This window comes from Bradyrhizobium yuanmingense (assembly GCF_900094575.1).
Taxonomy (GTDB): Bacteria; Pseudomonadota; Alphaproteobacteria; order Rhizobiales; family Xanthobacteraceae; genus Bradyrhizobium; species Bradyrhizobium yuanmingense.
The window spans coordinates 728,523-752,805 of sequence record NZ_FMAE01000005.1; the positions used below are offsets into that span (position 1 = coordinate 728,523).

General features: G+C 65.2%; 25 protein-coding genes. 13 read left to right on the plus strand and 12 right to left on the minus strand.

Annotated elements, in window-relative coordinates; genetic code table 11:
- Positions 1-293: 293 nt before the first annotated feature.
- On the minus strand, positions 294-1,532 hold the full coding sequence (locus GA0061099_RS20885; RefSeq protein WP_036025577.1) for an MFS transporter: 1,239 nt from the start codon (positions 1,530-1,532) through the stop codon (positions 294-296).
- Between the two features lie 130 nt (positions 1,533-1,662).
- Here GA0061099_RS20885 and GA0061099_RS20890 point away from each other — a divergent pair, with 130 nt between their 5' ends.
- Complete coding sequence (locus GA0061099_RS20890; protein ID WP_036025579.1) at positions 1,663-2,271, plus strand: TetR/AcrR family transcriptional regulator; 609 nt, start codon at positions 1,663-1,665, stop codon at positions 2,269-2,271.
- A gap of 346 nt (positions 2,272-2,617) precedes the next feature.
- On the opposite strand, the gene GA0061099_RS20895 is transcribed toward GA0061099_RS20890, so the two are convergent.
- Together GA0061099_RS20895 and GA0061099_RS20900 are read right to left on the minus strand one after the other, a co-directional pair.
- The gene (locus tag GA0061099_RS20895) at positions 2,618-3,991 is read right to left on the minus strand and encodes a PleD family two-component system response regulator (RefSeq protein ID WP_036025582.1); all 1,374 of its coding nucleotides are present in this window, start codon (positions 3,989-3,991) and stop codon (positions 2,618-2,620) included.
- A 14-nt stretch (positions 3,992-4,005) separates the two neighbouring features.
- The gene (locus tag GA0061099_RS20900; protein WP_008566616.1) at positions 4,006-4,371 is read right to left on the minus strand and encodes a response regulator; all 366 of its coding nucleotides are present in this window, start codon (positions 4,369-4,371) and stop codon (positions 4,006-4,008) included.
- Positions 4,372-4,613: 242 nt separating this feature from the next.
- On the opposite strand from GA0061099_RS20900, the gene GA0061099_RS20905 reads away from it, so the two are divergent.
- Genes GA0061099_RS20905 through GA0061099_RS20915 form a run of 3 tightly spaced genes read left to right on the plus strand, consistent with a single transcriptional unit; the run spans position 4,614 to position 6,627 of the window.
- Positions 4,614-4,925, plus strand: a complete 312-nt coding sequence (locus GA0061099_RS20905) for a DUF3572 domain-containing protein (protein WP_036015155.1) — start codon at positions 4,614-4,616, stop codon at positions 4,923-4,925.
- Entirely contained in the window at positions 4,922-6,226 is a 1,305-nt protein-coding gene (locus tag GA0061099_RS20910) for a DNA polymerase IV (RefSeq protein WP_036025584.1), read from the plus strand. Before GA0061099_RS20905 ends, GA0061099_RS20910 begins: the two co-directional genes overlap by 4 nt.
- Positions 6,226-6,627 (plus strand): ACT domain-containing protein, encoded by a 402-nt coding sequence (locus GA0061099_RS20915; RefSeq protein WP_036025585.1) that lies wholly within the window; start codon positions 6,226-6,228, stop codon positions 6,625-6,627. Before GA0061099_RS20910 ends, GA0061099_RS20915 begins: the two co-directional genes overlap by 1 nt.
- 38 nt (positions 6,628-6,665) lie before the next feature.
- Here GA0061099_RS20915 and GA0061099_RS20920 read toward each other — a convergent pair whose 3' ends face one another.
- Both GA0061099_RS20920 and GA0061099_RS20925 read right to left on the minus strand, forming a co-directional pair.
- Entirely contained in the window at positions 6,666-7,067 is a 402-nt protein-coding gene (locus GA0061099_RS20920; protein ID WP_018646938.1) for a RidA family protein, read from the minus strand.
- Positions 7,068-7,291: 224 nt separating this feature from the next.
- On the minus strand, positions 7,292-8,137 hold the full coding sequence (locus tag GA0061099_RS20925; protein WP_036025587.1) for a cell envelope integrity EipB family protein: 846 nt from the start codon (positions 8,135-8,137) through the stop codon (positions 7,292-7,294).
- Positions 8,138-8,367: 230 nt separating this feature from the next.
- Here GA0061099_RS20925 and GA0061099_RS20930 point away from each other — a divergent pair, with 230 nt between their 5' ends.
- From GA0061099_RS20930 to GA0061099_RS20945, 4 genes are all read left to right on the plus strand, one after another.
- Entirely contained in the window at positions 8,368-8,835 is a 468-nt protein-coding gene (locus GA0061099_RS20930; protein ID WP_036015166.1) for a RidA family protein, read from the plus strand.
- 6 nt (positions 8,836-8,841) lie between these two features.
- The gene (locus GA0061099_RS20935) at positions 8,842-9,588 is read left to right on the plus strand and encodes a glycerophosphodiester phosphodiesterase (RefSeq protein ID WP_036025588.1); all 747 of its coding nucleotides are present in this window, start codon (positions 8,842-8,844) and stop codon (positions 9,586-9,588) included.
- A gap of 198 nt (positions 9,589-9,786) precedes the next feature.
- Complete coding sequence (locus GA0061099_RS20940) at positions 9,787-11,028, plus strand: GNAT family N-acetyltransferase (RefSeq protein WP_036015190.1); 1,242 nt, start codon at positions 9,787-9,789, stop codon at positions 11,026-11,028.
- A gap of 53 nt (positions 11,029-11,081) precedes the next feature.
- Positions 11,082-11,510, plus strand: coding sequence for an HIT family protein (locus GA0061099_RS20945; protein WP_036025591.1), 429 nt, complete (start codon positions 11,082-11,084; stop codon positions 11,508-11,510).
- 122 nt (positions 11,511-11,632) lie between these two features.
- On the opposite strand, the gene tsaA is transcribed toward GA0061099_RS20945, so the two are convergent.
- From tsaA to GA0061099_RS20965, 4 genes are all read right to left on the minus strand, one after another.
- Positions 11,633-12,124, minus strand: a complete 492-nt coding sequence (tsaA, locus tag GA0061099_RS20950; protein ID WP_036025594.1) for a tRNA (N6-threonylcarbamoyladenosine(37)-N6)-methyltransferase TrmO — start codon at positions 12,122-12,124, stop codon at positions 11,633-11,635.
- A gap of 32 nt (positions 12,125-12,156) precedes the next feature.
- Positions 12,157-12,507 (minus strand): AzlD domain-containing protein, encoded by a 351-nt coding sequence (locus tag GA0061099_RS20955; RefSeq protein ID WP_036015173.1) that lies wholly within the window; start codon positions 12,505-12,507, stop codon positions 12,157-12,159.
- Positions 12,504-13,244 (minus strand): AzlC family ABC transporter permease, encoded by a 741-nt coding sequence (locus GA0061099_RS20960; protein WP_074448010.1) that lies wholly within the window; start codon positions 13,242-13,244, stop codon positions 12,504-12,506. The genes GA0061099_RS20955 and GA0061099_RS20960 overlap by 4 nt, the downstream gene beginning before the upstream one ends.
- A 217-nt stretch (positions 13,245-13,461) precedes the next feature.
- Entirely contained in the window at positions 13,462-14,415 is a 954-nt protein-coding gene (locus tag GA0061099_RS20965) for a lytic transglycosylase domain-containing protein (protein WP_036025599.1), read from the minus strand.
- A gap of 88 nt (positions 14,416-14,503) precedes the next feature.
- Here GA0061099_RS20965 and GA0061099_RS20970 point away from each other — a divergent pair, with 88 nt between their 5' ends.
- The gene (locus tag GA0061099_RS20970) at positions 14,504-15,142 is read left to right on the plus strand and encodes an HAD family hydrolase (protein WP_036025601.1); all 639 of its coding nucleotides are present in this window, start codon (positions 14,504-14,506) and stop codon (positions 15,140-15,142) included.
- On the opposite strand, the gene GA0061099_RS20975 is transcribed toward GA0061099_RS20970, so the two are convergent.
- Entirely contained in the window at positions 15,139-16,179 is a 1,041-nt protein-coding gene (locus GA0061099_RS20975; protein ID WP_036025605.1) for a phenylacetaldoxime dehydratase family protein, read from the minus strand. The two genes, GA0061099_RS20970 and GA0061099_RS20975, sit on opposite strands and share 4 nt — an antisense overlap.
- Before the next feature lie 28 nt (positions 16,180-16,207).
- Positions 16,208-17,224, minus strand: coding sequence for a carbon-nitrogen hydrolase family protein (locus GA0061099_RS20980; RefSeq protein WP_036025655.1), 1,017 nt, complete (start codon positions 17,222-17,224; stop codon positions 16,208-16,210).
- 194 nt (positions 17,225-17,418) lie between these two features.
- Between GA0061099_RS20980 and GA0061099_RS20985 the strand changes: the two genes are divergently transcribed.
- The 4 genes from GA0061099_RS20985 to GA0061099_RS21000 all read left to right on the plus strand — a co-directional run bounded on the left by GA0061099_RS20985 (position 17,419) and on the right by GA0061099_RS21000 (position 21,677).
- Positions 17,419-18,375 carry an AraC-like ligand-binding domain-containing protein gene (locus GA0061099_RS20985; RefSeq protein WP_036025607.1) on the plus strand — a complete coding sequence of 319 codons (957 nt, stop codon included), beginning with the start codon at positions 17,419-17,421 and terminating at the stop codon, positions 18,373-18,375.
- A 149-nt stretch (positions 18,376-18,524) separates the two neighbouring features.
- Positions 18,525-19,550 (plus strand): aldo/keto reductase, encoded by a 1,026-nt coding sequence (locus GA0061099_RS20990; protein ID WP_036015181.1) that lies wholly within the window; start codon positions 18,525-18,527, stop codon positions 19,548-19,550.
- 132 nt (positions 19,551-19,682) lie between these two features.
- Positions 19,683-21,104, plus strand: coding sequence for an MFS transporter (locus GA0061099_RS20995; protein ID WP_036025608.1), 1,422 nt, complete (start codon positions 19,683-19,685; stop codon positions 21,102-21,104).
- A gap of 123 nt (positions 21,105-21,227) precedes the next feature.
- Positions 21,228-21,677: a PEGA domain-containing protein gene (locus GA0061099_RS21000; protein WP_036025610.1), complete on the plus strand. Its 450-nt coding sequence runs from the start codon at positions 21,228-21,230 to the stop codon at positions 21,675-21,677.
- A 77-nt stretch (positions 21,678-21,754) separates the two neighbouring features.
- Here GA0061099_RS21000 and clpA read toward each other — a convergent pair whose 3' ends face one another.
- Positions 21,755-24,163, minus strand: a complete 2,409-nt coding sequence (gene clpA / locus GA0061099_RS21005) for an ATP-dependent Clp protease ATP-binding subunit ClpA (protein WP_036015184.1) — start codon at positions 24,161-24,163, stop codon at positions 21,755-21,757.
- Between the last annotated feature and the right edge of the window lie 120 nt (positions 24,164-24,283).

Genomic DNA, 24,283 nt, shown 5'->3' on the forward strand with positions numbered 1-24,283 from the left:
CCAGCCGGGCGTCATCGTTGCCTCCCGAGCGGTTGTCTCGAAAGCTTAAGCTGGCCGGCGCGATTAGGATTATGAACTGGCTAACACTCTGCAACTCAAGCCCATTTTCAATCTGAGAAGGCTGACCACAGCCTGACACGACCCAAACGCGAAATTGGCAAGCCCATGAACGACCGCCTGCCGAGTCGACGAAAAGTTCTCTCGCACGTCAGCAACCGAGCGCTTTGAGGCAAATGCAAATTTGTGAGAACGGCAGCGGTGCAAGGCCAAGGAAAACGACCACCCGCCCCGCCCTACGCTGTCCGCAGCACTGGCGTGGGCGGCTGCGACGGCCTGACAAGCGCGAACGCGACCTGCACGATGCCGCCGGCAAGGCCGAGCGCGACACCGATGCGCCAGGCCATGGTGTAGGAGCCGAGCGCGTCGTAGAGCAGCCCGCCTCCGTAAGCGCCGAGGAAGCTGCCGATCTGGTGGCTCATGAAGGCGAGGCCCTGGATCATCGCCTGCCAGCGCAGGCCGAACATCTCGGCGACCGCGCCCGCGACGAGCGGGCCGACGCCCATCCACAGAAAGCCCATGATCGCGCCGAACAGCAGCGTCGAGAACGGGCTTGCCGGCAGCATGAAGTACCAGGCGAGTGCGAGCGAGCGCAGGATGTAGATCCCGCCCAAGAGCGCCAGCTTGTTCCAGCGTTGGCCGGCCCAGCCGAAGAACAGCGAGCCCAGCACGTTGAAGCCGCCGATCATGCCGAGCGTCTGTGCGCTCAACATCGGATCGAGGCCGCAGATCGCGAGATATGACGGCAGGTGCGTGGTGAGGAACACGAGCTGCATGCCGCAGACGAGATAGGCGCAGGTCATCACCACGAAGGAGGCATTGCCGAACGCGGTCCTCGCCGCGGCTGCAGCCGTGGCATCATCGATCTCGTCGGCCGCCGGCTTCGGCAACGGAATCTTGTCGACGCGCCCGGCATACCAGGCCGCAGGGATCATCAGCACCGACATGATGACGAAGCCCGCGAGCCCGACGCGCCAGCCAAAGCCCTCGTTGAGCATCTGTCCGATCGGCGCCGAAAGTAGCGCGCCGAGCGAGCCCGCGCCGGAGACGATGCCGAGCACGGTCGAGCGCACCGTCTCCGGCACCGCACGTGCCGCCACCGACATCGCGATCGCCGCCGCGGTGCAGGCGAGCGAGGTCCCGATCAGCACGCCGGCGCCGATCATGATGCTGAGAAGCCCATTCGCCGTTGCCATCAGCGCGAGGCCCGCGATGTACATCAGCGCGCCCGCGATCATGATCGGTCGGAAGCCGTAGCGCACGGTGAGTGCACCGGCGGGCGGCTGTAGGAAGCCCCAGGCGAGGTTTTGCACGGCCAGTGCAAGCGTGAAATCCGAGATCGAAATGTGGATGTCGCGCGTCAGCGGCTGCATGAAGATACCGAGCGACTGCCGCAGCCCCATGCTCAAGGTCAGCATGATCGAGGCGCCGATCAGGATCGGCAAGGTGGGACGCAGAACCTGCAGCAGGGGCATTTTTCTTCTCCCTTTTGGGCGCGGCACGCGTGCCGTCGTCTGCTTTTGCCGATGTTTTTGGGTACACAGACCTGTGCACTTAGGCTATAGATGGAAGCGGCTGTCAAGCGAACAGGACGCTTAGCTCCGCATGGCTCCCCCGCCTGCCCCACAGACGATGAAAGAGCGGATCCTTCAGACCGCCGACAAGCTGTTCTATCTGCAAGGCATTCGCGCCATCGGCGTCGACACCATCGCGGCCGAGGTCGGCATCAGTAAGCGCACGCTCTACAATCACTTCCCGTCCAAGGACGCGCTGATCGCGGCCTATCTCGAGCGCCGCTTCGTCAGCGCACGCCCCTCCGACAAGCCGCCCGCCGAGCAGATCCTCGCGACGTTCGATTCGCTGGAGCGGCGCTTCGCGGCGAAAGACTTTCGCGGCTGCCCATTCGTCAATGCGGTCGCCGAGCTCGGCCCCGGCGACCGCGCCGTGAAGAAGATCGCGATCGCCTTCAAGGAAAGCCGCCGCCTCTGGTTTCGCGACCGCCTGACCGAGCTCGGCGTTGCCGAAGCGGACGCGCTCGCGACGCAGCTCGTGCTGCTGGTCGACGGCTCCATCGCGCAGGACCTCGTGCGCGATGATCCGGCGATGGCCAGAGCCGCGAAGGAAGCGGCGAAGGTGCTGCTGCGGAATGCGGGGGTGGATGTGGGCGAGGATGCGAACCCGGCGGAGAAACGGAGCGAGTGCGCTCCAGACTAACCGCTGTCGCCTGATCGCTCGCTGTCATCACCCGCGAAAGCGGGTGATCCAGTATTCCAGAGATAGTGAGGCTAGACCCGAGAAGCTGCGGCGTACTGGATTCCCCGCTCCAGCGCGCGACTGCGCACAAGGCGGGGAATGACACCGGAATTTGTGGAGAAAGCGCGGGCGCCTGACTACCCGTCAGGACCATTTCGCGACCCTACCAATATGCTCCTGTTTTGCCCGACGGGTCAAATGACGCTGCCGCCGGCGCAAGCCATCTCGCCACCCGCGTAACCCATTGATCCCGCTCGCACCGGCTACTGTGCATGGGGTTGTTTTCGCAACTTTGCGCGGACGGCCCTCACGCCGCCTGCGAGACCACGCGATTGCGGCCGTCGTGCTTGGCGCGGTAGAGCGCGGTGTCGGCGCGCTTGAGGACGTCGGCCACCGCCTCGCCCTTTCGCTCGAGCGTGGTGAGGCCGATCGAGATCGTGACCTCGATGCGCTTGGCCCCCTTGTGGATCGCGAAGGGCTCACCCGCTATCGAGCGGCGCAGGCGCTCGGCGACCATGCCGGCAACATGGAGATCGGTCTCGGGCATCACGATGACGAATTCCTCGCCGCCGTAGCGGCAGGCGAGATCAATGCCGCGGATCGATTTGCGCACGCGCACCGCGAACTCGCGCAGCACGTCGTCGCCGGCATCGTGGCCGTAATTGTCGTTGATCGACTTGAAATAGTCGATGTCCAGGATCATCAGCGCCAGCGGCTTGCCGCGGGTCGCAGCCTGTTCGGCGAGCGTTGCCAGATGGCTCTCCATGTAGCGGCGATTGTGCAGGCCGGTCAGCGCGTCGGTGATCGCCATCTCGATCGAGTTCTGCACATTGTCGCGCAAATGATCGGTGTAGCGGCGGCGGCGGATCTGGGTGCGGGCGCGCGCCAAGAGCTCGGTCTTGTCAATCGGGCGCAGCAGGTAGTCGTTGACGCCGATCTCGAGGCCGCGCAGCAGCCGTGTCGAGTTCTCGGGGTCGGCGATCGCCAGGATCGGCACATGGCGCGTGCGCTCCAACGAGCGCGCCTGGCTGCACAGGCGCAGGCCGTCGAAATTGTTGAGGTCGAGCGAGACGATCAGGAGGTCGTAATTGCCTTCGGCGGCGTGGAATAGCGCCTCCGTCGGGTTCGGCTCGACGTCGATGGTGTGCTCGGCAGCGAGGATCGTCGCCAGCCGCTCGTAGGAGGACTGGCGGTCGTCGACCAGGAGGATGCGGCCGCCCTTGCCGGTGTCGGCGATCGCACTGCGCTCGGGCGCCTGCATGCCGATCTCGAGCGAGGTGATGGCGCGCATGCGCAGCTCATCCGTCATCATCTTCAGCCGCGTCAGCGAGCGCACCCGCGCGATCAGCACGACGTCGGAGACGGGTTTGGTCAGGAAGTCGTCGGCACCGGCCTCGAGCCCGCGATTGCGGTCGGCGGGGCTGTCGAGCGCGGTGACCATCACGACGGGAATGTGGTGCGTGGCCGGATCGGTCTTGAGGCGGCGGCAGACCTCGAAGCCGTCCATGTCGGGCATCATCACGTCGAGCAGGATGATGTCGCATTCGGCGCGCCTTGAGATCGCGAGCGCCTCGGTGCCGTTCGCGGCGGTCATCACGTCGAAATATTCGGCGGAAAGGCGGGCCTCTAACAGCTTGACGTTGGCGGGGACGTCGTCGACGACCAGGATACGCGCGGACACTGTGAACTCACTTCCTATCCGATAAAACGCCGGACCGTCTCAATGAATTTGCCGACCGAGATCGGCTTGGACAAATAGGCTTCGCAGCCGCCCTCGCGGATGCGCTCTTCGTCGCCCTTCATCGCGAACGCCGTGACCGCGACGACTGGAATGGCGCGCAGCTCCGGATCGTCCTTGATCCAGCGCGTCACCTCGAGGCCGGAGACCTGCGGCAGCTGGATGTCCATCAGCACGAGGTCGGGCCGCATCTTGCGCACGAGGTCGAGCGCCTCGTAGCCGTTGCTGGTGCCGGAGGTCTGGTACCCGTGCGCCTCCAACAGGTCGCGGAAGAGCTTCATGTTGAGCTCGTTGTCTTCCACGATCAGGACGGTCTTAGCCATCCCGCCCTCCTGATTGGTCCGAAGGACCGGTACATGTGACGCCTCAGACGCCGCTTCCCGGCGTTTCGAAAACTGGATTCAAACTAGCCTCAGATTCGCTTGAGTTTCGTTAAACCCGAGGGTCCACTTTCTGCGATGTGGTTTCCAGTTGCTTGTCCGGGGCCGGAAGACTTGAGCACGAGACTCGGGCATGATGATTCCAAATTAGAGACCGAAAGTTAACGGAAAGGCAAACCGTCCCCGTGAAAAAGCCTGTTCACAACCCCCGCGAAGTCGCTGAAATCGTTGCGATTCAGGCCCTGTCCTTCGTCGCGGGCGAGCCTGAGCGGCTGGGCCTGTTCCTGGCCGAGACGGGGGTCGGTCCGGAGACCCTGCGCAACGCCGCCGCGGACCCGAATTTCCTCCTCAGCGTGCTCGATTTCGTGATGCGGGACGATGCCACGGTGAAGGCCTTTGCCAAGGTGGCGGAACTGCACCCGACCAACGTTGCCGCGGCGCGGCAGGTCCTCGGCGATGCGCTCGGTGACCCCTCCTGGGAGCGCGACGTGCCGTGAGCGTCCCAGAGCCGGCCGGGCCCCGCTGCTTCTGCCGGGATTGTCTGGCCGACCTCGACATGGGCGTACAGAACCTGGGCGTGCGGCGCTGCACGGCCTGCGGTTCCCCCCGCCTCGTCCGCCACCGCTCGCTCGCCGGCCTGACGATTGCCCATATCGACTGCGACGCCTTCTACGCGACGGTCGAGAAGCGCGACAACCCTGACATCGCCGACAAGCCCGTCATCATCGGCGGGGGCAAGCGCGGCGTGGTGTCGGCGGCCTGCTACATCGCGCGCACCTATGGCGTTCGCTCGGCGATGCCGATGTTCAAGGCACTGGAAGCCTGCCCGCATGCGACCGTGATCCGCCCGGACATGGCAAAGTACGTCCGGGTCGGCCGCGAGGTCCGCCAGGCCATGCAGGCGCTGACGCCGCTGGTCGAGCCGCTCTCGATCGACGAGGCCTTCCTCGATCTCTCCGGCACCGAGCGGGTGCACGGCATGATCCCCGCCAAGGTGCTGGCGCGCTTTGCCCGCGACGTCGAGCGCGACATCGGCATCACCGTCTCGGTCGGCCTGTCCTGCAACAAGTTCCTGGCCAAGATCGCCTCCGACCTCGACAAGCCCAGAGGCTTTGCCGCGCTCGACCAGGAGGAAGCGCGGTTGATGCTGGCGGAAAAGCCGGTCGGCTTCATCTTCGGCGTCGGTCCCGCGACGCAGGAACGCCTGGTGCAGCGCGGCTTCCGCATCATCGCCGATCTGCAGAAGGCCGACGAGATCGAGATGATGCGGCAGTTTCCGAGCGAGGGCCGCAGGCTGTGGCGGCTCGCACGCGGCATCGACGACCGCCGCGTCGAGCCTGACCGCGGCGCCAAGACCATTTCAAGCGAGACGACGTTCGAGACCGACATCCGCGATTTCGCGACGCTGGAGAAGATCCTGTGGCGACTCTGCGAGAAGACGTCGTCGCGCCTGAAGAGCAGCGAGCTCGCCGGCTCCACCGTGACGCTGAAGTTGAAGACCGCCGATTTCCGCCAGCGCACGCGCTCGCAATCGATCGCCGCCCCGACGCAGCTGGCCGCGAAGATCTTCTCGATCTGCCGCGAGATGCTGGCCAAGGAAATCGACGGCACCGCCTTCCGCCTGATGGGCGCCGGCGTCAGCGCGCTGCGCGAGGGCTCGGCGGTCGATGACACCGACATGCTCGACCGCCGCGCCGCCCACGCCGAACGCGCGGTCGACAGCCTGCGCAAGAAGTTCGGCAGCGCCGCGGTGATCCGCGGCATTGCCTATGAGGGCCCGGAGAAGGCGCAGGAGTGATGACGGGTGAACGCGATCTCAATGCGCTGCTGAGACTGATGAAGCCGGAGCTGCGACCGGGCACCTTCGTATTTTGCACGATCGCGGCAGACGAGACTATTCCCGCAGCAGTCGATCCGCTCCTGATCTTCCGCGAGCCGGAGGGCACAACGGTCGTAGCACCGCTGGAGGATGCCGAACGCGCAGGACTGCGCTACGAATTCGCCTCACGCCTGATCACGCTCACTGTTCACTCCGCGCTCGATGCGGTCGGCTTCCTGGCGGCAATCACGGCGCGCCTCGCCGACGCCGGCATCAGCGTGAATGCCGTGTCGGCGTTCCACCACGACCATCTCTTCGTACCCGTTGACCGTGCGGATGAGGCGATAGCCGTTCTGCGCGAGATATCCGCAGCCAAGTAGGATGGGTAGAGCGCAGCGAAACCCATCCTACGGTCACGTCAATCGGCGACTGCGACCGCCTCGATCTCGATCAGCCATTCCGGCGCAGCGAGCGCGGAGACGCCGACGAGCGTCGAGGCTGGCGGCTCCATGCCTTCGAAGAAGGCCGAGCGGGCCTTGCCGATGATGGGCCGCAGCTCCGGCTTGTAGTTCACCACGAAGGTCGTGATCTTGACGATGTTGGAATAGCTCGCCCCCGCGGCCTTCAGCGCGAGGCCGAGATTCTGCATCACCTGCGTCGTCTGCGCGGCGATATCGCCCTCGCCGACAATCCGCCCCTCCTCGTCGGTCGAGACCTGGCCGGAAATGTAGATCGTGCGCGCACCCGTCGCGGTGACGACGTGGGAATAGGCTGGATTGTGATGTAGGCCGCTGGGGCGGAGATGGTCGAGCTTCGGCATGGGCTGGCTCCCCGAATTTGTGGTTGCGAGGGAGCGTAGCGGGAGAGTGTGACGAGAGCTAGCCCCGTCATTGCGAGGAGCGAAGCGACCAAGAGAGATCTCGTAGGGTGGGCAAAGGCGCACTTGCGCCGTGCCCACCATCTATCAACGATTATCGAGAGAAAGCGTGGGCACGATCCGCTTTGCCCACCCTACGACGCTGCTCGCGACGAGAGACCTAGCCCTCAATTACAGGGCTTGCTGTCCTTCACGTCGAACTTGCCCATGGCGCCGGAGATGACGAAATCGTTGTAGTCGAGCATGAGCTGGCGCGAGACGCCGTTCTCGTAGAGCTCGAACGCCATCGCATAGACCGGCGTCTGCTCGCCCTCCTTCTGCTGGGCGTCGCGGTCGAAATAGCTGACGGTGACTGGCCAGCGCTTGAGCGACTTCATGTGCTCGTCCGCAGTCGACGGATCGGACGAGGTGGCGCGGTCGGCGGGGATCGGCTGACCGATCACGGTCAGCGTGTTGTAGACCTTCTGGCCGTCATCGGAGCCGTCATAGACGGAGAGCTCCAGCAGCGATTTGCCTTCCTTCGCGGCGGCGATGATGCGCTGGATCTGCTCGGTCGGGAACACGATCTTGCCGTCGAGCGTGAACGTCTTCGGCGCCGGCAGCCTGAGCTTGACGTTGATGTGGTCGCCGTCGCGCTCGGCCGAGCCGTCGACGCGGCCGGCATCCGCCTCGTTCATGCGCGTCTCGATCTTGAAACGGTAGCTCTTGCCGGCGGCATCCTCCCAGGAATTGGAGCGGAGGTCGCTGAGCGTGACCTTGCCCTCGCCGCTGTCGAGCTCGGAGACCTGGCGGAATTCCGAGGTATAGCCCTCGCAGGCGTTCCCCGTGAAATTGTAGAGGATCCGGCCGCGGGCGCTATTGACCGAATTGGTGCGCGATTTGACGAGGCGGAGATCATACAGCGCCTGGTGCGCGAGAAACGGACCGTTGGCGGCCTCGGCTACGCCGCCAAGGCCGACACCGGCCGCGGCAAGCGCCATCACACCGAGCGAAGTCCGGAAAAGATGCACCATGTCTGTTCCCTGAGGAAAGCGCAGATTCGACATTTTAATGACCGTTCCATTGCGCCGCAACTGAGGCCGTCCACGTAAATTGCCCCTCCACGTTGAACCTGCTGGCCTGCCTCAACAAAATGCAGCCCCTCCGGTTGCTTGCATGTGGCGGCACGATGGGCGAAACAGGGCGCGCCCGGCCATCCAGGGGACGCGCCGGAGCGAAGGATTTTTGCACAACGAGGTCGGACATGGCGGGCACGGTCGAGCAGAAACTGGCGGAGCAAGGCATCAAGCTGCACGAGGCCCCCTCCCCCGTCGCCAACTACGTGCCCTTTGTGCGCACGGGCAACCTCCTCTTCGTCTCCGGCCAGGTCTGCTTCGACCCCGCCGGCAAGCTGATCGCCAAGGGCAAGCTGGGCGCCGGCGTCTCGATCGAGGACGGCGCCGCAGCCGCGCGCGGCTGCGCCGTCAACCTGTTGGCCCAGGTCAAGGCGGCGCTCGGCGATCTCGATAAGGTCGTACGCGTGGTGCGCCTCGGCGGCTTCATCAACTCGGCCCCGGATTTCCTGGATGGGCCGAAGGTGCTCAACGGCGCCTCCGACCTGATGGTTGCCGCCTTCGGGGACAAGGGCCGCCACGCCCGCACCACCGTCGGCGTCGCCTCGCTGCCCGCGGATGCGGCGGTCGAGGTCGAAGGCGTGTTCGAGGTCGCCTGACGCCAAATGCGCGCTCCGGATTGGCTGACAGCGCGGCCGGTCGCCCATCGCGGCCTGCATGACATTTCGCGCGGCATCGTCGAGAACATGCCGGGCGCGGTGCAGGCTGCGATTGCTGGTAGTTTTGCGATCGAGGTCGATATCCAGCTCTCGGCCGACGGCGAGGCCATGGTCCATCACGACCATGCCCTGGGCCGACTCACCGAGGCCACCGGCGAGGTGATCGCAAAGACCGCGACCGAGCTGAAGGCCGTCAGGTTCAAGGACACCGACGAGCGGATGATGTCGCTCGCCGACCTCTGCGCCATGGTCGCCGGACGTGTGCCCCTGGTAATCGAGGTGAAGAGCCATTTCGGCGGCGATCGCAAGCTGGTGAAGCGGATGGCCGAGGTGTTGGCCTCGTATGACGGCCCCGCCGTCGGCATGTCCTTCGATCCCGACCAGGTGCTGGCGCTACGTGACCTGTTGCCCAATCGTCCGCGCGGCATCGTCGCCCAGCGCAGCTATGAGGACGAGTACTGGGCCAACCTCACCCAAGAGCAGCGTGACAGCATGCTGTACTTGCGCCACGGCTTGCAAACCCGGCCGCATTTCGTCGCCTTCAAGGTCGACCACCTCCCGGCCCCCGCCCCCTGGATTGCCCGCAACCTGTTCGGCTGCGCCCTGCTCGGCTGGACCGTCCGCACCCCGGAGCAGCGGAGCCGGGTCGGGCGGTATGCGGACCAGATGATCTTCGAGGGGTTCGTGCCGTAGCACCTCGCGTGTCCCGGACAAGCTGCAACGCTTCAGCGTTGCGGCGCAGAGCCGGGACCCATCTCTCCACGAGCGCGCTGCCACATGGGCCCCGGCTCTGCAGCGCCCGCTGAAGGAGCGCTGCGCTGCGTCCGGGGCACGAGAGCGAGCTTTCTCCACCCCTTGAAGTCGCTGCTGCAATGCACGATCTTGGGCACGATGCCATCATCCGAAATCACGCTCGAGGCCGTCCCGTCCATCGGCGAAGTCTCGCCCGAGGATTGGGACGCCTGCGCGAATCCGGGCAAAGCTTGTAATGGCCATGGCGCGGGAACCTCATCCGCTCTCCCAGGCGATTCCGCCAGCATCTTAAAACCCGCCTATAACCCGTTCGTCTCCCACGCCTTTCTCTCTGCGGCCGAGAAATCGGGTTCGGCCACGATCCGGACTGGCTGGGGACCCCGGCATCTGGTCGCCCGGCTCGGCGGCCGCGTGGCTGGCGTCGTGCCCTGCTATCTGAAATCGCACAGCCAGGGCGAGTACGTCTTCGATCGCGGCTGGGCGGATGCCTATGAGCGCGCCGGCGGGCGCTACTACCCGAAGCTCCAGGTCTCGGTTCCCTTCACGCCGGCCACGGGGCCGCGGCTGCTGGTGCGTGATGGCGTCGATCGCGAGCGTATCACCGAGGCGCTGGCGAGTGGACTCATAGCGCTGTGCGGCGTCAGCAAGGCCTCCTCCGTCCACGTCACCTTCGCGCGGGAGTCAGAATGGAAGCTGCTCGCCGAGCACGGCTTCCTCCAGCGCACCGACCAGCAGTTCCACTGGCACAATGAGGGCTTTGCGAGCTTCGACGACTTCCTGGCGACGCTGAACTCGCGCCACCGCAAATCGATCAAGCGCGAGCGGCGCGATGCACTCGCCGCCGGCGTCACCATTCACTGGCTCACCGGCAAGGACATCACCGAGGATGCCTGGGATGCCTTCTTCGCATTCTACATGGAGACCGGCTCGCGCAAATGGGGCCGGCCGTACCTGACGCGCGAGTTCTTCTCGCTGATCGGCGAGTCCATGAGCGAGGACGTGCTGCTGGTGATGGCCCGCCGAAACGGCCGCTGGATCGCGGGCGCGATCAACTTCATCGGCTCGGACACGCTGTTCGGCCGCAACTGGGGCGCGGTCGAGCATCACCCGTTCCTGCATTTCGAGGTCTGCTACTACCAGGCGATCGATTTCGCGATCAAACGCGGCCTCAAACACGTCGAGGCCGGCGCGCAGGGCGAGCACAAGATCGCGCGCGGCTACCTGCCCCGCACCACTCATTCCGCCCACTTCATCGCCGATCCCGGCCTGCGCCGCGCCATCGACGATTACCTCAAGCGCGAGCGCGCCTATGTCGCGGAAGCCGGACGAGAGCTCGCCGAGCTCGGCCCGTTCCGCAAAGCGGCCGACGAGGCGCCTTGACGCGTCGCCACGGCTGGTGACAGTAAGCGCAAATCGTTCGAGGAGCCGCCGCCATGACCGCCTACGACACTAACAACATCTTCGCGAAAATCCTGCGCGGCGAGCTGCCCTGCTACAAGGTCTACGAGGATGAGCACGTCTTCGCCTTCCTCGACATCATGCCGCGCGTGCCCGGTCACACGCTGGTGATCCCGAAGGCTCCTGCCCGCAACATCCTCGACATCAAGCCCGACGATTACGCCCATGTCGCCCGAGGCGCGCACAAGATCGCGGCCGCCGCAATGAAGGCGTTCAATGCCGACGGCATCACAGTGCAGCAGTTCAACGAGCCTGCCGGCGGACAGGTGGTGTTTCACCTGCACATGCACGTGATGCCGCGCCACGACGGCGTCGCCATGCTGCCGCCTGCGAGCCGCAAGGAAGACGACAAGGTGCTGCAAGAGCACGCGGCGAAGCTGATGGCGGCGTTGAAGGCAGTGTAACTCTTATCAACTCGTCATTCCGGGGCGCGCCTCTTGGCGCGAACCCGGAATCCATTTCACCACCGTCATTGCTGCCCGATGGATTCCGGGCTCGACGCTTCGCGTCGCCCCGGAGTGACGGATCACTCCGTCTCGAAATCGCCCGTCTGCGGCGCGGCCAGCGGCGTGAACTCGCAGCGGTCGGGCTTGATGTCGATCAGCGGCGTGTTGTCGATGCAATCGAGGCCGCGCACCAGGATGGCATTACCCTCGATGCCGACCAGCTTGACGATCGAGGTGCCGATCGGATTGGGCCGCACCGGCGAGCGCAGCGAAAACGTGCCGCGGGTCTTCTCGTTGTTCTTCGGGCTCTGCAGGACGATGTCGCGGCGCGAGCGGTCGAGCCAATAGAGCACTTCGAGGTTGCTGTAGAAGTCGACGCCCTTGATGGCCGGCACGAACGGCTCGAAGATCTCGAGGCGGCAGATCGGACCGTCGTGACGTCCCTGCCGCGGCGTCTCCAGCCGCGACGACCAGGGCGTGCGGATCCGGCCGATGAAGACGAGGCCGGCATCTTGCGTCGGCGGCAGCTCGATGGCGACCTCGCCCTCGCGGAGCTCCTGTTCGCGAACCATATGTCCTGTTCCCTGGCTGTTCGCTGGCGGTTTTAGCCCAACCACCACTTGCCGGCCAGCATGAAGACTTCGCCCGTGACCACGCCCGCGAAGATCGAACGGCGGGTCAGCAGGAAAACGACGAGCCCGGCACCGACCGCGCCATAGCGCAGGACATCAGGCACGCTGGCCAGCGCGCCCGGTGGCTGGACCACGATCTGGGCGATGACGCCGGCCAGGATCGCGGTGGCGACCGCTCTGACCCAGACCAGCAGCTCCGAGCCCTCGTCGATGCCGCCGCCGAACCACAGGCCCAGCATGCGCCAGATCTGGTTGGGAACGACGCCGGCGACGAACAGGACGGCCAGCGCGTGCCAGTCGCCGATCGCTTGCGCAAAGCTCATGCGCGTACCTCCCGCCACCAGTGCACGCCATAAGCGATCGTCCCGGCGACCACGCCGCTGACGAGGATATCGAGGCCGGAGTTCATCTTCGCCGCCAGCGGATAGAGCACGATGCCCAGCACGAGCGCGACGACGTCGGCGACCTCGCGGCTGTTGCGCGCCGTCGAGAACAGGAACGACAGCGGCGTCAGCAACAGGATCGCCGCACCAAGCGTCTGCGTCAGGTTGGCGGCGAGGAAATAGCCGACGATATTGGCGACAAGGCACACGGAGACGAGCCCGCAGCCGAGCCCGTGGACGAAGGCGATCCGCCGTTCGCGCGGCACCTGCGGCAGGAAGCGGTGGCATTCGACCCACAGCGTCACTGCGGTGAGATGCGCGGCGAAAATCAGCTCGCGCCGCTTGGTCGTGGGTGTGCGCATCAGCGGCAGCACCGAGACCACCATTGGAAACAGGCGGATGGCGCTGACGGTCACCGCGATCGCCGACTGGATGATGGTGGCGCCCGAGCCGAGCGTGGTGATCAGGATGATCTGCGCCGGACCTGCCCAGACGAACAGCGTCGAGCACAATGCCCAGAGCAGGCTGAAATGGGTGTCGTGAGCGAGCGCACCGATGCCGAGATAGGTCACGAACAGCACGATGGTGAGGATCGTCTGCGTGATCGAGCGCAGTCCCCACCCGAAGGCGCGCCAGGGACTATTCCATTGCGGTGAATCGAGCGGAGGAAGCGCCACGGGAGCTTTGGCCGGTAAGGAATCGTGCCCGCATAACGGGCGAGACGGCGCCTCGCGTCAAGGAACCGCGCGGCGGGGCTGGCATGCGCGGCACATCCACCGCCGTCATTCCGGGCGCACCACTTGGCGCGGACCCGGAATCCATCAGGCCACAGAAATCGCTGCACGATGGATTCCGGGTTCGCGACTTCGTCGCGCCCCGGAATGACAGCTCATCCTACCCCGCCACACCCCTGTTCCTCAGCACGAAGCACGCCCCGCCCGCCTTGCGGATGCGGTTGCACAGATCATCAGCCTCGGCGCGCGTATCCGTGCCGATGCGGACCTGATAGAACGCGCGCGTGCCGCGGCTGCGCATCACCGAGGAGAGCAGGCTCGGATCGCGCTCGCCGATCACGGTGCTCAGCTTCGTCACGGCCCGGGAATACATCGTCAGCGCCCTGTTGCGGTCGAAGCCGGCCGCGAGCTGGACGCCCCAGATCTTTGCGGCTGCAAGCTCGACATGCTGCTCGAGCTCGGCGACGAACGGATTGGGAGCACGCTTGAGCAGCGCCATCAGATCACGGCAGCTCGTCGTCGGCGAGCTCGGTGGTCCCTTGCCGGTGCTCCCCGCCTTGGCCCAGGCATCGACGCTGGTGCCGGTGATGGCATAGACGTAATTGCGGGTCTGCTCCGGCATCGGTCCGGTGCCGGCGAGCCATTCCTGCACGCGCCGAGGGCCGGCATTGTAGGCGGCCGCGGCAAGGCCGAGATTGCCGAACTGGTTGCGCAGCTCATTCAGGAATTCGGCCGACTTCGGCAAAGCCTGCACCGGATTGAACGGATCGAGCAGACCGCGCTCGCTGGCAGTGCCCGGCATGAACTGCGCGATCCCCTGCGCATGCTGGCCGCTGCGCGTCATGGGCCCGACCGCATCGGCCTGGAAGCGGCTTTCCTGCCAGATCACGCGCGCGAAGAATTCCAGCGGCAGGCTATTGTCGCGCGCGGCCGCCTCCACGATCAGGCAGATCGACTCCCGCGTGTCGCTCTCGCGCGCGTCGTTCGGTTTCTCCGCCGGCTTCTCGGGTTCCGCGGCCTTCGCAGGCGCATCGGTGGGCGGCGCCTCCTCCGCGAGCGCCGGCGACAGCAGGACGACCTGGCACAACACAGCAATGACCCGAGCAATTCGCATGGCATTGACGCTATCGGACAAATCGGACCTTGACTTGGAACCAGAGCCAACTAGCAACAGACGGCAGTATCAACACCGGTCATGCCCGATGGTGACAATCTTTTTTGATCTCGACGGCACGCTGACAAACCCTAAGCCCGGGATCACCCGCTCGATCCAATATGCGCTGGAACGGCTCGGCGTTCCCGTGCCGAGCGAGGACGAACTGACCTGGTGCATCGGCCCTCCGCTGCTTGCCAGCCTTCGCAAGCTCACCGGAGCCGATGAGCTCGCCGACCGAGCACTGCAGCTCTATCGCGAGCGCTTTAGCGATATCGGCCTGTTCGAGAACGAGGCTTACAGCGGAATTACGGACACGTTATCTTCGCTCGCAGCGACACGTCAGCGCATGTTCGTGGCGACCAGCAAGCCCGCCGTCTACGCCAGCCGCATTGTCGATCATTTCGGCTTGAAGCCGTATTTCGAACGCGTGTTCGGCTCCGAGCTCGACGGCACGCGCGTCGACAAACGCGACTTGCTCCGCTACGCGCTCGACGAGGCCAAGGTCGATGCGACCAGCGCGATCATGATCGGCGACCGCAGCCACGACGTGGTCGGCGCCAGGACCAACGGGATGATCGCCATCGGCGTGCTCTACGGCTACGGCAGCGAGGCCGAGTTGCGGGAGGCCGGCGCGCATCACATCTGCGCGGCACATCCCGAGCTGCTCGGCCATTGTGTCGCTTAGGTGCTGACAGTTTCGACCGCCGCTAGCATGCCTGTCTTCGGGTGACAGTTCAGATATTCGAAGAACTGTTCGTCGGCGGCCGCCACCGTCACTTCGTGATAGAGCCGCAGCTTGGCTGACGGCCCGAGCGTCGACAGATATTTCATGGCCGCGCCGAAGATCCTGACATGGGTCGGATGCGACTCCGCCCAGCGTTCGAGCGCGGCGAGGCTCTTCCACCAGCTCTGCCCGTAGGATTTTTCGCTCGCGCTTCCGTCGGCCGCCAGCACCTGCATGTAGCGGTTGGCATAGCAGCCAATCGCGAGGCCATCATCGCGCAGAAAGTCCATGCCTTCGCGTAGCACCGGTTCGACGTCGTCGAGATAGAGCTTTCGCTCGGATGCTTCCGTATCGCTCCAGTCCTGCCCGGACCGGATCAGGCAGAGATTATCGTGCGCCACGACTCTCAGCCGCGGGCCGTCGCAAATCAGCTCAGGCGCGCCACCAGGCGCCATCGCATCAGTCTGCGACAGCGGGATACGGTCGCGCATCCCGCCCCAATAGGCGTGCTCCTGCACCTCGCCGCTCATGCCCTCCGCAACGACGGCGACACCTTCCGGCCGATCGGGCGAGGAGAACAGCGTCTCGTGACGGGCCACAATAGGACGCAGCACCTCGACGAAGGTACCGATGCCTTCGCGTTGCCGCCCGGTCCACATCTCGCGAGCCTGCGCGAACCAGGCATCAAAGCGTGCGAGATCGTCCCAATAAGCGACCGTGACAACATTCTCGCTGCCGGACTGATCTCTATAGCTTGCCCGGTCCCAATGCGACGGACCGCCATCCATTGCGAACAGTCCTGCGAGTTCTTTCAACGCGTCAATTGCTGCCTCCGGTGCCGCACCGCCATACTGAACACCGAAATAGGCCATCACGACCCGGCTGACCGAAGGCTTGTAGCGCGCCACGAAGGACGGATATGGCGGCTGGTAATCGTCCGGCACGCGCTTGTGGCGCGTGCGTGGCGTTTCGAGATGCGCAGGAATTGCGGATTCCATAGCGATGCCCTCCCCGTGATCGCCGCGTTCAGCTTGCCGCCGCCGCAATGTCCATAGGCTCGACAGTGTCGACCGGCAGCGCGAACTGCTCGACCCGCTGGTACCGCTTCTTGTTGAGCAGCAGCCGTGTGACGTCGGGCCGCGAATAATGTCCGGCGGGATCGGCAGCATTCTTGGCAACGCCAATGGCGGCGAGATCGATCTCGGCGATCAGCAGGCCCTCCTGTTCGGGCGCCAGCTTCTCCCCGATCTGACTGCCGTCGGGGCCGTAGATGGCCGCAAAGCCGCCGCCCGCATGCAGCAGCGCATTCTTGTCCGGCCGATCGCAGAGCTCGTCGATCATGGCCTGCGAGACGGTGGCGCAAGGCGCGAGCACGAAGCAGGAGCCTTCCACCGCATAGACGCGCGAAGCCGCGTTGTTGACCTCGGCCCCTAATGCCGGCGCGAAGGGATCGTAGAGCGAGAAGCTCGGCCAGGCCGCGACATGGACCTGCTCGTTCTGAGCGTACATCGCGTATTTCGACAGCGGCTGCAGATGCTCCCAGCAGCACAGGGCGCCGAGCCGGCCGATGTCGGGCCGCACATGCACGGCGAGGTCGCTGCCGTCGCCTTCGCCATAGACCGTGCGCTCGGCATGGGTCGGCCGCAGCTTGCGGCGCTTTGCAATGGTCTCGCCATCAGGGCCGATCAGCCATTGCGCGAGGTAGAGGCTGCCGCCGTCGCGCTCGGACAGGCCGACAACGGCGGTGAGCCTTGCCTTGCGCACGGCCTCGCGCAGGCGTTCGGCCTGCGAGCTGTCATAGGACAGCGAATTGTCGAAATAGCGCTGCACGAAGCCCCGCCCGATCGCCCAGGCCGGGGAGTCCAGCCAGATGTGCCAGGGGTAGCCGGGGATGAAAGCTTCAGGAAAGGCGATCAGCTTGGCGCCCTTTTCCGCGGCCTCCCCGATCAGCGCGATCGACTTGTCGATCGAGGCGTCGAGATCGAGCCAGGCCGGTGCCGCCTGCACCACCGCAACCTTGTATTTCGGATGTTCGATGCCCATTGCCGCCTCCATTGCCGGTTGATCGCAAGCCACGTCCGATGCAGTCTATTTGGCCAAGCTGGGCGGCCAGGCGCTCGACCACGGCGGAACAAAAACTCGACTGGAAGGGATCGCCCGGTACGGAATTTGCCTCCGGTCAGGCTCGATCTGCGCCAACATGCGGTTTTGCAGGATGTGAAAGGGAGGCTGTCCTGATGCCAATCCAGTTCACGACAGACGGCAGTCCCGGCTACCGGCGGCTCGCGCTCTGGCAGGACATCGTCTGCGACGTCTTCGTCGGGCTCGACTGCAAGTCCGACCTCGGCAGCGCCTTTCATGGCTCGGTCACGCAGGCCTCGCTCGGCAAGGCCGTGTGCTCCGAGGTCTGCTCGGACCGCCAGCACGTCTTCCGCACACCGTCGCGCATCGCGCGCTCGGATCAGGGTTTCGTCCTAGTCGCACTCGGCAATCGCGGCAACGGTGGCGTTGTACAGGACGGCCGCGAGACCGTGATCCACCCCGGCGAGTTCGCGCTCTACGACACGACGCGCCCGTACGAGCTGAAGTTCAACGACAGTTTTACGCAGACCATCTTCAAGGTCCCACGCGAGATGCTGCAGCGGCGGCTCGGCGGCACCGAGACGCTGACAGCAATGTCATTTGGCGCCGACGCACCGCTCGAGCGGCTCGCCTATGATTTCATTGTCCGGCTCTGCCAAAATGCGGATAGCTTGGCTCTGGATACGGCTACGGCGCTGTCGGAGCAGGCAGTTGATCTGCTTGCGATGGCATTGAGCGAGCGGCTCGGCAAGTCATCGCTGCCGTCCTCGACCCACCGCTCGGCCCTGCTCTACCGAGTGAAGGCGCACATCCGCGCGCACCTCGCCGATCCCGATCTCTCGGTCGCTGAAACCGCAGCCGCGTTCGGCATCTCGCCGCGCTATGTCAACGATCTTCTCGCAGACGAGGACACCTCCTTCCAGCGTCATGTCCTTGCCGAACGCCTCGCCCGATGTCGGAGGGATCTCGCCTCGCCTCTGCTCGCCCATCGCCACATCAGCGAGATCGCCTTCGCCTGGGGCTTCAACGACCTCTCGCATTTCGGCCGCGTCTTCCGCGAGCATTTCGGGATGTCGCCGCGCGACTTCCGGCAGAGCCAGTTGCGGCATTGAGGTGCATTCCAGTCGGCTGTCATCTGCACGATCAGGTCATGCCGAGCAGGGCCGGTATGTGAGCAGGTGATAGGACACGGCGCCTGCTTGCAGTATCTTCCGCCGCCAAGGCCGCCACGATCATCAGCGGCCAGCCAAGGAGCAGATCGATGGAATACCGACGCTTGGGCCGGTCCGGCCTTATGGTGCCTGCCTTGAGCCTGGGAACGGGCACGTTCGGCGGCGTCGGCCGCCTTGCGGCATGGGGCACGACGGACGCGACCGAGGCGCGGCGTCTTCTGGACATCTGCCTCGAGGCCGGCGTGTCGATGTTCGACACCGCGAATGTCTATTCGCTCGGCGAGTCCGAGCGGGTGCTCGGTGAGGCCATCAAGGGTCGCCGGGACAAGGTCCTGATCTCGACCAAGGCGACCTTCCGCTTTGGCGACGGTCCCAACGATATCGGCTCGTCGCGTGAGCACCTGCTCAAAGCCATCGACGGTTCGTTGAGCCGGCTCGGCACCGATTATATCGATCTTTTCCAGCTCCACGGCTTCGACGCCTTCACGCCGTCCGAAGAGGTGCTCTCGACTCTCGACGTGCTCGTGCGCGCCGGCAAGATCCGCTATGTCGGCGTCTCGAATTTCTCGGGCTGGCACCTGATGAAGTCGCTCGGCGTCGCCGACAAGCACGGTTTTCCGCGTTACGTCGCCAACCAGACCTACTATTCCCTGATCGGGCGCGACTACGAATGGGAGTTGATGCCGCTCGGCCTCGACCAGGGGTTGGGCGCCGTGGTCTGGTCGCCGCTCGGCTGGGGGCGCCTCACCGGAAAGATCCGCCGCGGTCAGCCGAAACCGGAAGTCAGCCGCCTGCCCAAGACGGCCGAATTCGGACCGCCCGTCTCGGACGAGCACGTCTACCGTGTCGTCGATGCGATCGACGAGATCGCCAAGGAGACCGGCAAGAGCGTCTCGCAGATCGCGCTGAACTGGCTGCTGCAGCGTCCGACGGTCTCGACGCTGATCATCGGCGCACGCAACGAGACCCAGCTGCGCGAAAATCTCGGCGCGGTTGGCTGGTCCTTGACCAAGGACCAGGTCGCAAAGCTCGATGCCGCGAGCACGGTGACGCTGCCCTATCCCTACTGGCACCAGCGCGTGACCTTCAGCGACCGCAATCCACCGGCGGTGTAGGACAGCTGCATCAAGCGCGCTTGGGTAAGCCGGCGCGCTGGCGGCCGGTTCCGGAACTATCGCGGCCCTGCCCTGTTGGCGCAATACTCGGCATTTGGCCGAGTCCGATTCGCCAACGATACGCCGCTCACGATGTCGACAGTCACCATTGAGCATGCCGACGGCCTGCCGCAGCCGCAACGCAATCAGGCGGTGCTGACCATTGCGCTCGGCATCGTCATGGCGGTGGTCGACAGCACCATCGTCAATGTGGCGCTGCCGACGATCGCGGCCGATCTCGATGCGACCCCGGCCTTGTCGATCTGGATCGTCAGCGGCTACCAGCTCGCGATCACGATCTCGCTGCTGCCGCTGGCTTCGCTCGGCGAGATCGTCGGCTATCGCCGCGTCTATCTGGTCGGGTTGGCGCTGTTCACGCTGGCCTCGGCCTTCTGTGCGCTGGCCCACACGCTGCCGCTGCTGACGATCGCGCGCATCCTCCAGGGCTTTGGCGCGGCCGGCATCATGAGCGTCAACGCCGCGCTGGTACGTTTCACCTATCCGCGCAGCCTGCTCGGCCGCGGCATCGGGCTCAACGCGCTCGTCGTCGCCTTCTCGGCCGCGATCGGCCCGACACTCGCCGCCGGCATCCTCGCGGTCGGAAGCTGGCCCTGGTTGTTCGCGATCAACGTGCCGCTCGGCGTGGTGACACTGGTGCTGGGCCTGCGCAGCCTGCCGCACACCAAGCCCGCGAGCCGCTCCTTCGACTGGCAGAGTGCAGGGCTGTCGGCGATCACGTTCGGCGTCGGCATCGCGGCGGTCGACAACGTCGGTCATGGCGAGGCCGCGATCACTTGTCTCGTGCAATTCGTCATCGCGATCGCCGCGGGTGCGCTGCTGATCTATCGCGAGACTCACATGACCTCGCCGCTCTTGCCGATCGACCTGCTGCGCATCCCCGTTTTCGCGCTGTCGATTGCGACCTCGATCGCATCGTTCTGCGGGCAGATGCTGGCCTTCGTCGCGATCCCCTTCTATCTCCAGAGCCGCTTCGGCTATTCGGCCGTGCATATGGGCCTGTTGATCACGCCATGGCCGATCGCATTGGCGTTTGCGGCCCCTCTCGCCGGCCGCCTGGTCGAGCATTATCCGGCCGGCCTGCTCGGCGGTATTGGGCTCACGCTATTCGCCTGCGGCCTTGGCGCGCTCGCCTTCCTGCCGGCGACGCCAACGCCGCTCGACGTGATCTGGCGGATGGCGCTCGCCGGCGCCGGCTTCGGTCTGTTCCAGACCCCCAATAACCGCACCATGATCGCAGCCGCCCCGCGCGAGCGCGCCGGCGGCGCCAGCGGCATGCTGGGGACGGCGCGCCTGCTCGGCCAGACCACTGGAGCGGCGCTGGTGGCGCTGTTGCTCGGACGGTATCCGCTTGAGGGGACCAGGCTGGCGCTCCTTGTCGGCGTTGGATTTGCGCTGTGCGGCGCGATGCTGAGCATGCTGCGGCTTTCCACAGCCGGCGCGCGCGGTGCCGAGCACGTCCGCGTGCAGGACGATCAGCGCCTGCGGGGTGAATAGCCGGACCCGACCCGGTTCGCGCGTAGTCGTGCACAACCTCCGCGTGGCTTAACTATTCGGAGCAATGGCCTATTGCCCTCCCGCGCCGGTTGCGCATAGTGGCGGTGGGACAAGGGGCATTTCATGCGTTCATTTGGAATTGTGGCGCTCAGCGTCATGCTGGGCGGCTGCGCGTCGGTCACGCGCGGTACGACGGAGAATATCAGCATTTCATCGACACCATCAGGCGTGGAAGCCGTCGTCAGCGGAATGGACGTTCCGACCACCTGCACGACCCCTTGCTCCGTGGTCGTCAAGCGGAACGCCGACATCTCGATCACCTTCCAGAAGGAAGGCTATCAGCCGCAAATCGTTCCGCTCAGCCGGGACGTCCAGACGGGCGGAGCCGCGGGTTTTGCGGGCAATCTCCTGTTGGGCGGTATCGTCGGCATGGGCGTCGACGCAGCGACCGGAGCCGCGACCGATCACAAGCCGAATCCGGTCATCGTGACGATGCAGCCGTCGGTCCCGCACGCAGCACCGCGCGCACCGAGAAAGCCGCGGCCGCCGCGCGAACCGCAGGCCGGAACGTAAGGCCTCCTCGCGCAGACATCGGTGCAAACAGAAAGGCCGGCTTTGCAGCCGGCCTTTTCGATTTCATCACGTGCCGATCAAACCTTGACCAGCGGCCCCTTGGAGGTCGGCCCCTTCGAGCCGCCGGGGCCACCCGGCTTGGATTTGCCCGGCGGGCGCTTGCGGGTGCCGGGCAGCTTCTCCTGCTTCGGCGTGACCGGGCCCTCGACGAATTCGAAGCCGATCTTCTCCTTGGTCTCGTCGGCCTCGTCCTTGACAAGGACGACGCGAACGTGGCCGCCACCCTTGAGCTTGCCGAACAGCACCTCGTCGGCCAGCGGCTTCTTGATGTGCTCCTGGATCACGCGCGCCATGGGACGTGCGCCCATCTGCTCGTCGTAGCCGTGCTGGACCAGCCAGGCCTTCGCCGGCTCGGACAGCTCGATGGTCACGTCGCGGTCGCCGAGCTGCGCCTCGAGCTGAAGCACGAACTTCTCGACCACGGTGCCGATCACCTCGACGCTGAGATGGCCGAACGAGACGATGGCATCGAGACGGTTGCGGAATTCCGGCGCGAACTGCCGGTTGATCGCCTCGTGATCGTCGCCTTCCCGCTTCGACCGGGTGAAGCCGAACGCCTGCTTGGCGAGATCCGCCGCGCCGGCATTCGTGGTCATGATCAGGATCACGTTGCGGAAGTTGACCTGCTTGCCGTTGTGGTCGGTGAGCCGGCCGTGGTCCATGATCTGGAGGAGCACGTTGTAGAGGTCGGGATGCGCCTTCTCGATTTCGTCGAGCAGCACCACGCAATGCGGATGCTGGTCGACGCCGTCGGTGAGCAGGCCGCCCTGGTCGAAGCCGACATAGCCGGGAGGCGCGCCGATCAGGCGCGACACGGTGTGCCGCTCCATGTACTCGGACATGTCGAACCGCAGCAGCTCGACGCCGAGCGTCGCCGCGAGTTGCTTGGCGACCTCGGTCTTGCCGACGCCGGTGGGGCCAGAGAACAGATAACAGCCGATCGGCTTCTCCGGCTCGCGCAGGCCGGCACGCGCCAGCTTGATCGAGGCGGCGAGCGATTCGATCGCCTTGTCCTGCCCGAACACGGTGCGCTTCAAGGTCTGCTCGAGATGCTTGAGCACCTCGGCGTCGTCCTTCGACACGCTCTTCGGCGGGATCCGAGCCATCGAGGCGATCGTGGTCTCGATCTCCTTGATGCCGATGGTCTTCTTGCGCTTGTTCTCGGCGACCAGCATCTGCGCCGCGCCGGACTCGTCGATCACGTCGATCGCCTTGTCGGGCAGCTTGCGGTCGTGGATGTAGCGCGATGAGAGCTGCACCGCCGCCTCGATCGCCTCATTGGTGTACTTCAGCCGGTGATAGTCCTCGAAGTACGGCTTGAGGCCCTTGAGGATCGCGATGGCATCCTCGACCGTCGGCTCGTTGATGTCGATCTTCTGGAAGCGCCGCACCAGCGCGCGGTCCTTCTCGAAGTGCTGGCGATATTCCTTGTAGGTGGTCGAGCCCATGCAACGGATCGTGCCCGAGGCCAGCGCCGGCTTGAGCAGGTTCGAGGCGTCCATCGCCCCGCCCGACGTCGCGCCCGCACCGATCACGGTGTGGATCTCGTCGATGAACAGGATGGCGTTGGGATGCGCCTCGAGCTCCTTGAGCACCTGCTTCAGGCGCTCCTCGAAGTCGCCCCGATAGCGCGTGCCGGCAAGCAGCGTGCCCATGTCCAGCGAGAACACGGTGGCCGCCGCCAGCACCTCCGGCACTTCGCTGTCGACGATGCGCTTGGCGAGCCCTTCTGCGATCGCGGTCTTGCCGACGCCGGCTTCACCGACGAACAGCGGGTTGTTCTTCTGCCGGCGGCACAGCACCTGGATCGCGCGGTTGATTTCGGAATTGCGTCCAATCACCGGATCGATCTTGCCGTCGCGCGCCTTCTTGTTGAGGTTGACGCAATAGGTCTCGAGCGCCTCGCCCTTCTTCTTGGCGTCCTCGTTACCCTTGGTCTCGGTCTCCTCGTCGACGCCGCGCACCGGCCGCGCCTCGGAGACGCCCGGCCGCTTGGCAATGCCGTGGCTGATGTAGTTGACAGCGTCGTAACGCGTCATGTCCTGCTCCTGCAGGAAATACGCGGCATGGCTCTCGCGTTCGGCGAAGATCGCGATCAACACGTTGGCGCCTGTCACCTCTTCGCGACCGGACGACTGCACATGGATCACCGCGCGCTGGATCACGCGCTGGAAACCGGCGGTCGGCTTGGCGTCGTCGGCGCCATCCGTCACCAGGTTCTCGAATTCGGTCTCAAGGTAGTTGACGAGGCTCGTACGGAGCTTGTCGAGATCGACGCTACAGGCGCGCATGACGGCGGCTGCATCGGAGTCGTCGATCAAGGAGAGCAAGAGATGCTCGAGCGTCGCGTATTGGTGATGACGCTCATTTGCGATCGCCAGCGCACGATGCAGGGATTGTTCAAGGCTTTGGGAAAAAGTCGGCATTCGCGTCCTCTATGGCCCCCACCATCATGATCGTCATCGCCCGGTCAGGCAACAACAACCTTTGTCACATATAGTTATACAAGACCGCGGCGAAAGACCGGTTCCGCGACTCGGCGGCGA

What these genes read in the sequence shown, in the direction of transcription:
- GA0061099_RS20940 (WP_036015190.1), top strand. Translation starts at nt 9,787, where the DNA reads ATGCCATCATCCGAAATCACGCTCGAGGCCGTCCCGTCCATCGGCGAA.
- GA0061099_RS20945 (WP_036025591.1), top strand. Translation starts at nt 11,082, where the DNA reads ATGACCGCCTACGACACTAACAACATCTTCGCGAAAATCCTGCGCGGC.
- GA0061099_RS20900 (WP_008566616.1), bottom strand. Translation starts at nt 4,371, where the DNA reads ATGGCTAAGACCGTCCTGATCGTGGAAGACAACGAGCTCAACATGAAG.
- GA0061099_RS20890 (WP_036025579.1), top strand. Translation starts at nt 1,663, where the DNA reads ATGGCTCCCCCGCCTGCCCCACAGACGATGAAAGAGCGGATCCTTCAG.
- GA0061099_RS20980 (WP_036025655.1), bottom strand. Translation starts at nt 17,224, where the DNA reads ATGGGCATCGAACATCCGAAATACAAGGTTGCGGTGGTGCAGGCGGCA.
- GA0061099_RS20995 (WP_036025608.1), top strand. Translation starts at nt 19,683, where the DNA reads ATGTCGACAGTCACCATTGAGCATGCCGACGGCCTGCCGCAGCCGCAA.
- clpA (WP_036015184.1), bottom strand. Translation starts at nt 24,163, where the DNA reads ATGCCGACTTTTTCCCAAAGCCTTGAACAATCCCTGCATCGTGCGCTG.
- GA0061099_RS20955 (WP_036015173.1), bottom strand. Translation starts at nt 12,507, where the DNA reads ATGAGCTTTGCGCAAGCGATCGGCGACTGGCACGCGCTGGCCGTCCTG.
- GA0061099_RS20885 (WP_036025577.1), bottom strand. Translation starts at nt 1,532, where the DNA reads ATGCCCCTGCTGCAGGTTCTGCGTCCCACCTTGCCGATCCTGATCGGC.
- GA0061099_RS20985 (WP_036025607.1), top strand. Translation starts at nt 17,419, where the DNA reads ATGCCAATCCAGTTCACGACAGACGGCAGTCCCGGCTACCGGCGGCTC.
- GA0061099_RS20990 (WP_036015181.1), top strand. Translation starts at nt 18,525, where the DNA reads ATGGAATACCGACGCTTGGGCCGGTCCGGCCTTATGGTGCCTGCCTTG.
- GA0061099_RS20965 (WP_036025599.1), bottom strand. Translation starts at nt 14,415, where the DNA reads ATGCGAATTGCTCGGGTCATTGCTGTGTTGTGCCAGGTCGTCCTGCTG.
- GA0061099_RS20920 (WP_018646938.1), bottom strand. Translation starts at nt 7,067, where the DNA reads ATGCCGAAGCTCGACCATCTCCGCCCCAGCGGCCTACATCACAATCCA.
- GA0061099_RS21000 (WP_036025610.1), top strand. Translation starts at nt 21,228, where the DNA reads ATGCGTTCATTTGGAATTGTGGCGCTCAGCGTCATGCTGGGCGGCTGC.
- GA0061099_RS20935 (WP_036025588.1), top strand. Translation starts at nt 8,842, where the DNA reads ATGCGCGCTCCGGATTGGCTGACAGCGCGGCCGGTCGCCCATCGCGGC.
- GA0061099_RS20970 (WP_036025601.1), top strand. Translation starts at nt 14,504, where the DNA reads ATGGTGACAATCTTTTTTGATCTCGACGGCACGCTGACAAACCCTAAG.
- GA0061099_RS20930 (WP_036015166.1), top strand. Translation starts at nt 8,368, where the DNA reads ATGGCGGGCACGGTCGAGCAGAAACTGGCGGAGCAAGGCATCAAGCTG.
- GA0061099_RS20975 (WP_036025605.1), bottom strand. Translation starts at nt 16,179, where the DNA reads ATGGAATCCGCAATTCCTGCGCATCTCGAAACGCCACGCACGCGCCAC.
- GA0061099_RS20925 (WP_036025587.1), bottom strand. Translation starts at nt 8,137, where the DNA reads ATGGTGCATCTTTTCCGGACTTCGCTCGGTGTGATGGCGCTTGCCGCG.
- tsaA (WP_036025594.1), bottom strand. Translation starts at nt 12,124, where the DNA reads ATGGTTCGCGAACAGGAGCTCCGCGAGGGCGAGGTCGCCATCGAGCTG.
- GA0061099_RS20915 (WP_036025585.1), top strand. Translation starts at nt 6,226, where the DNA reads ATGACGGGTGAACGCGATCTCAATGCGCTGCTGAGACTGATGAAGCCG.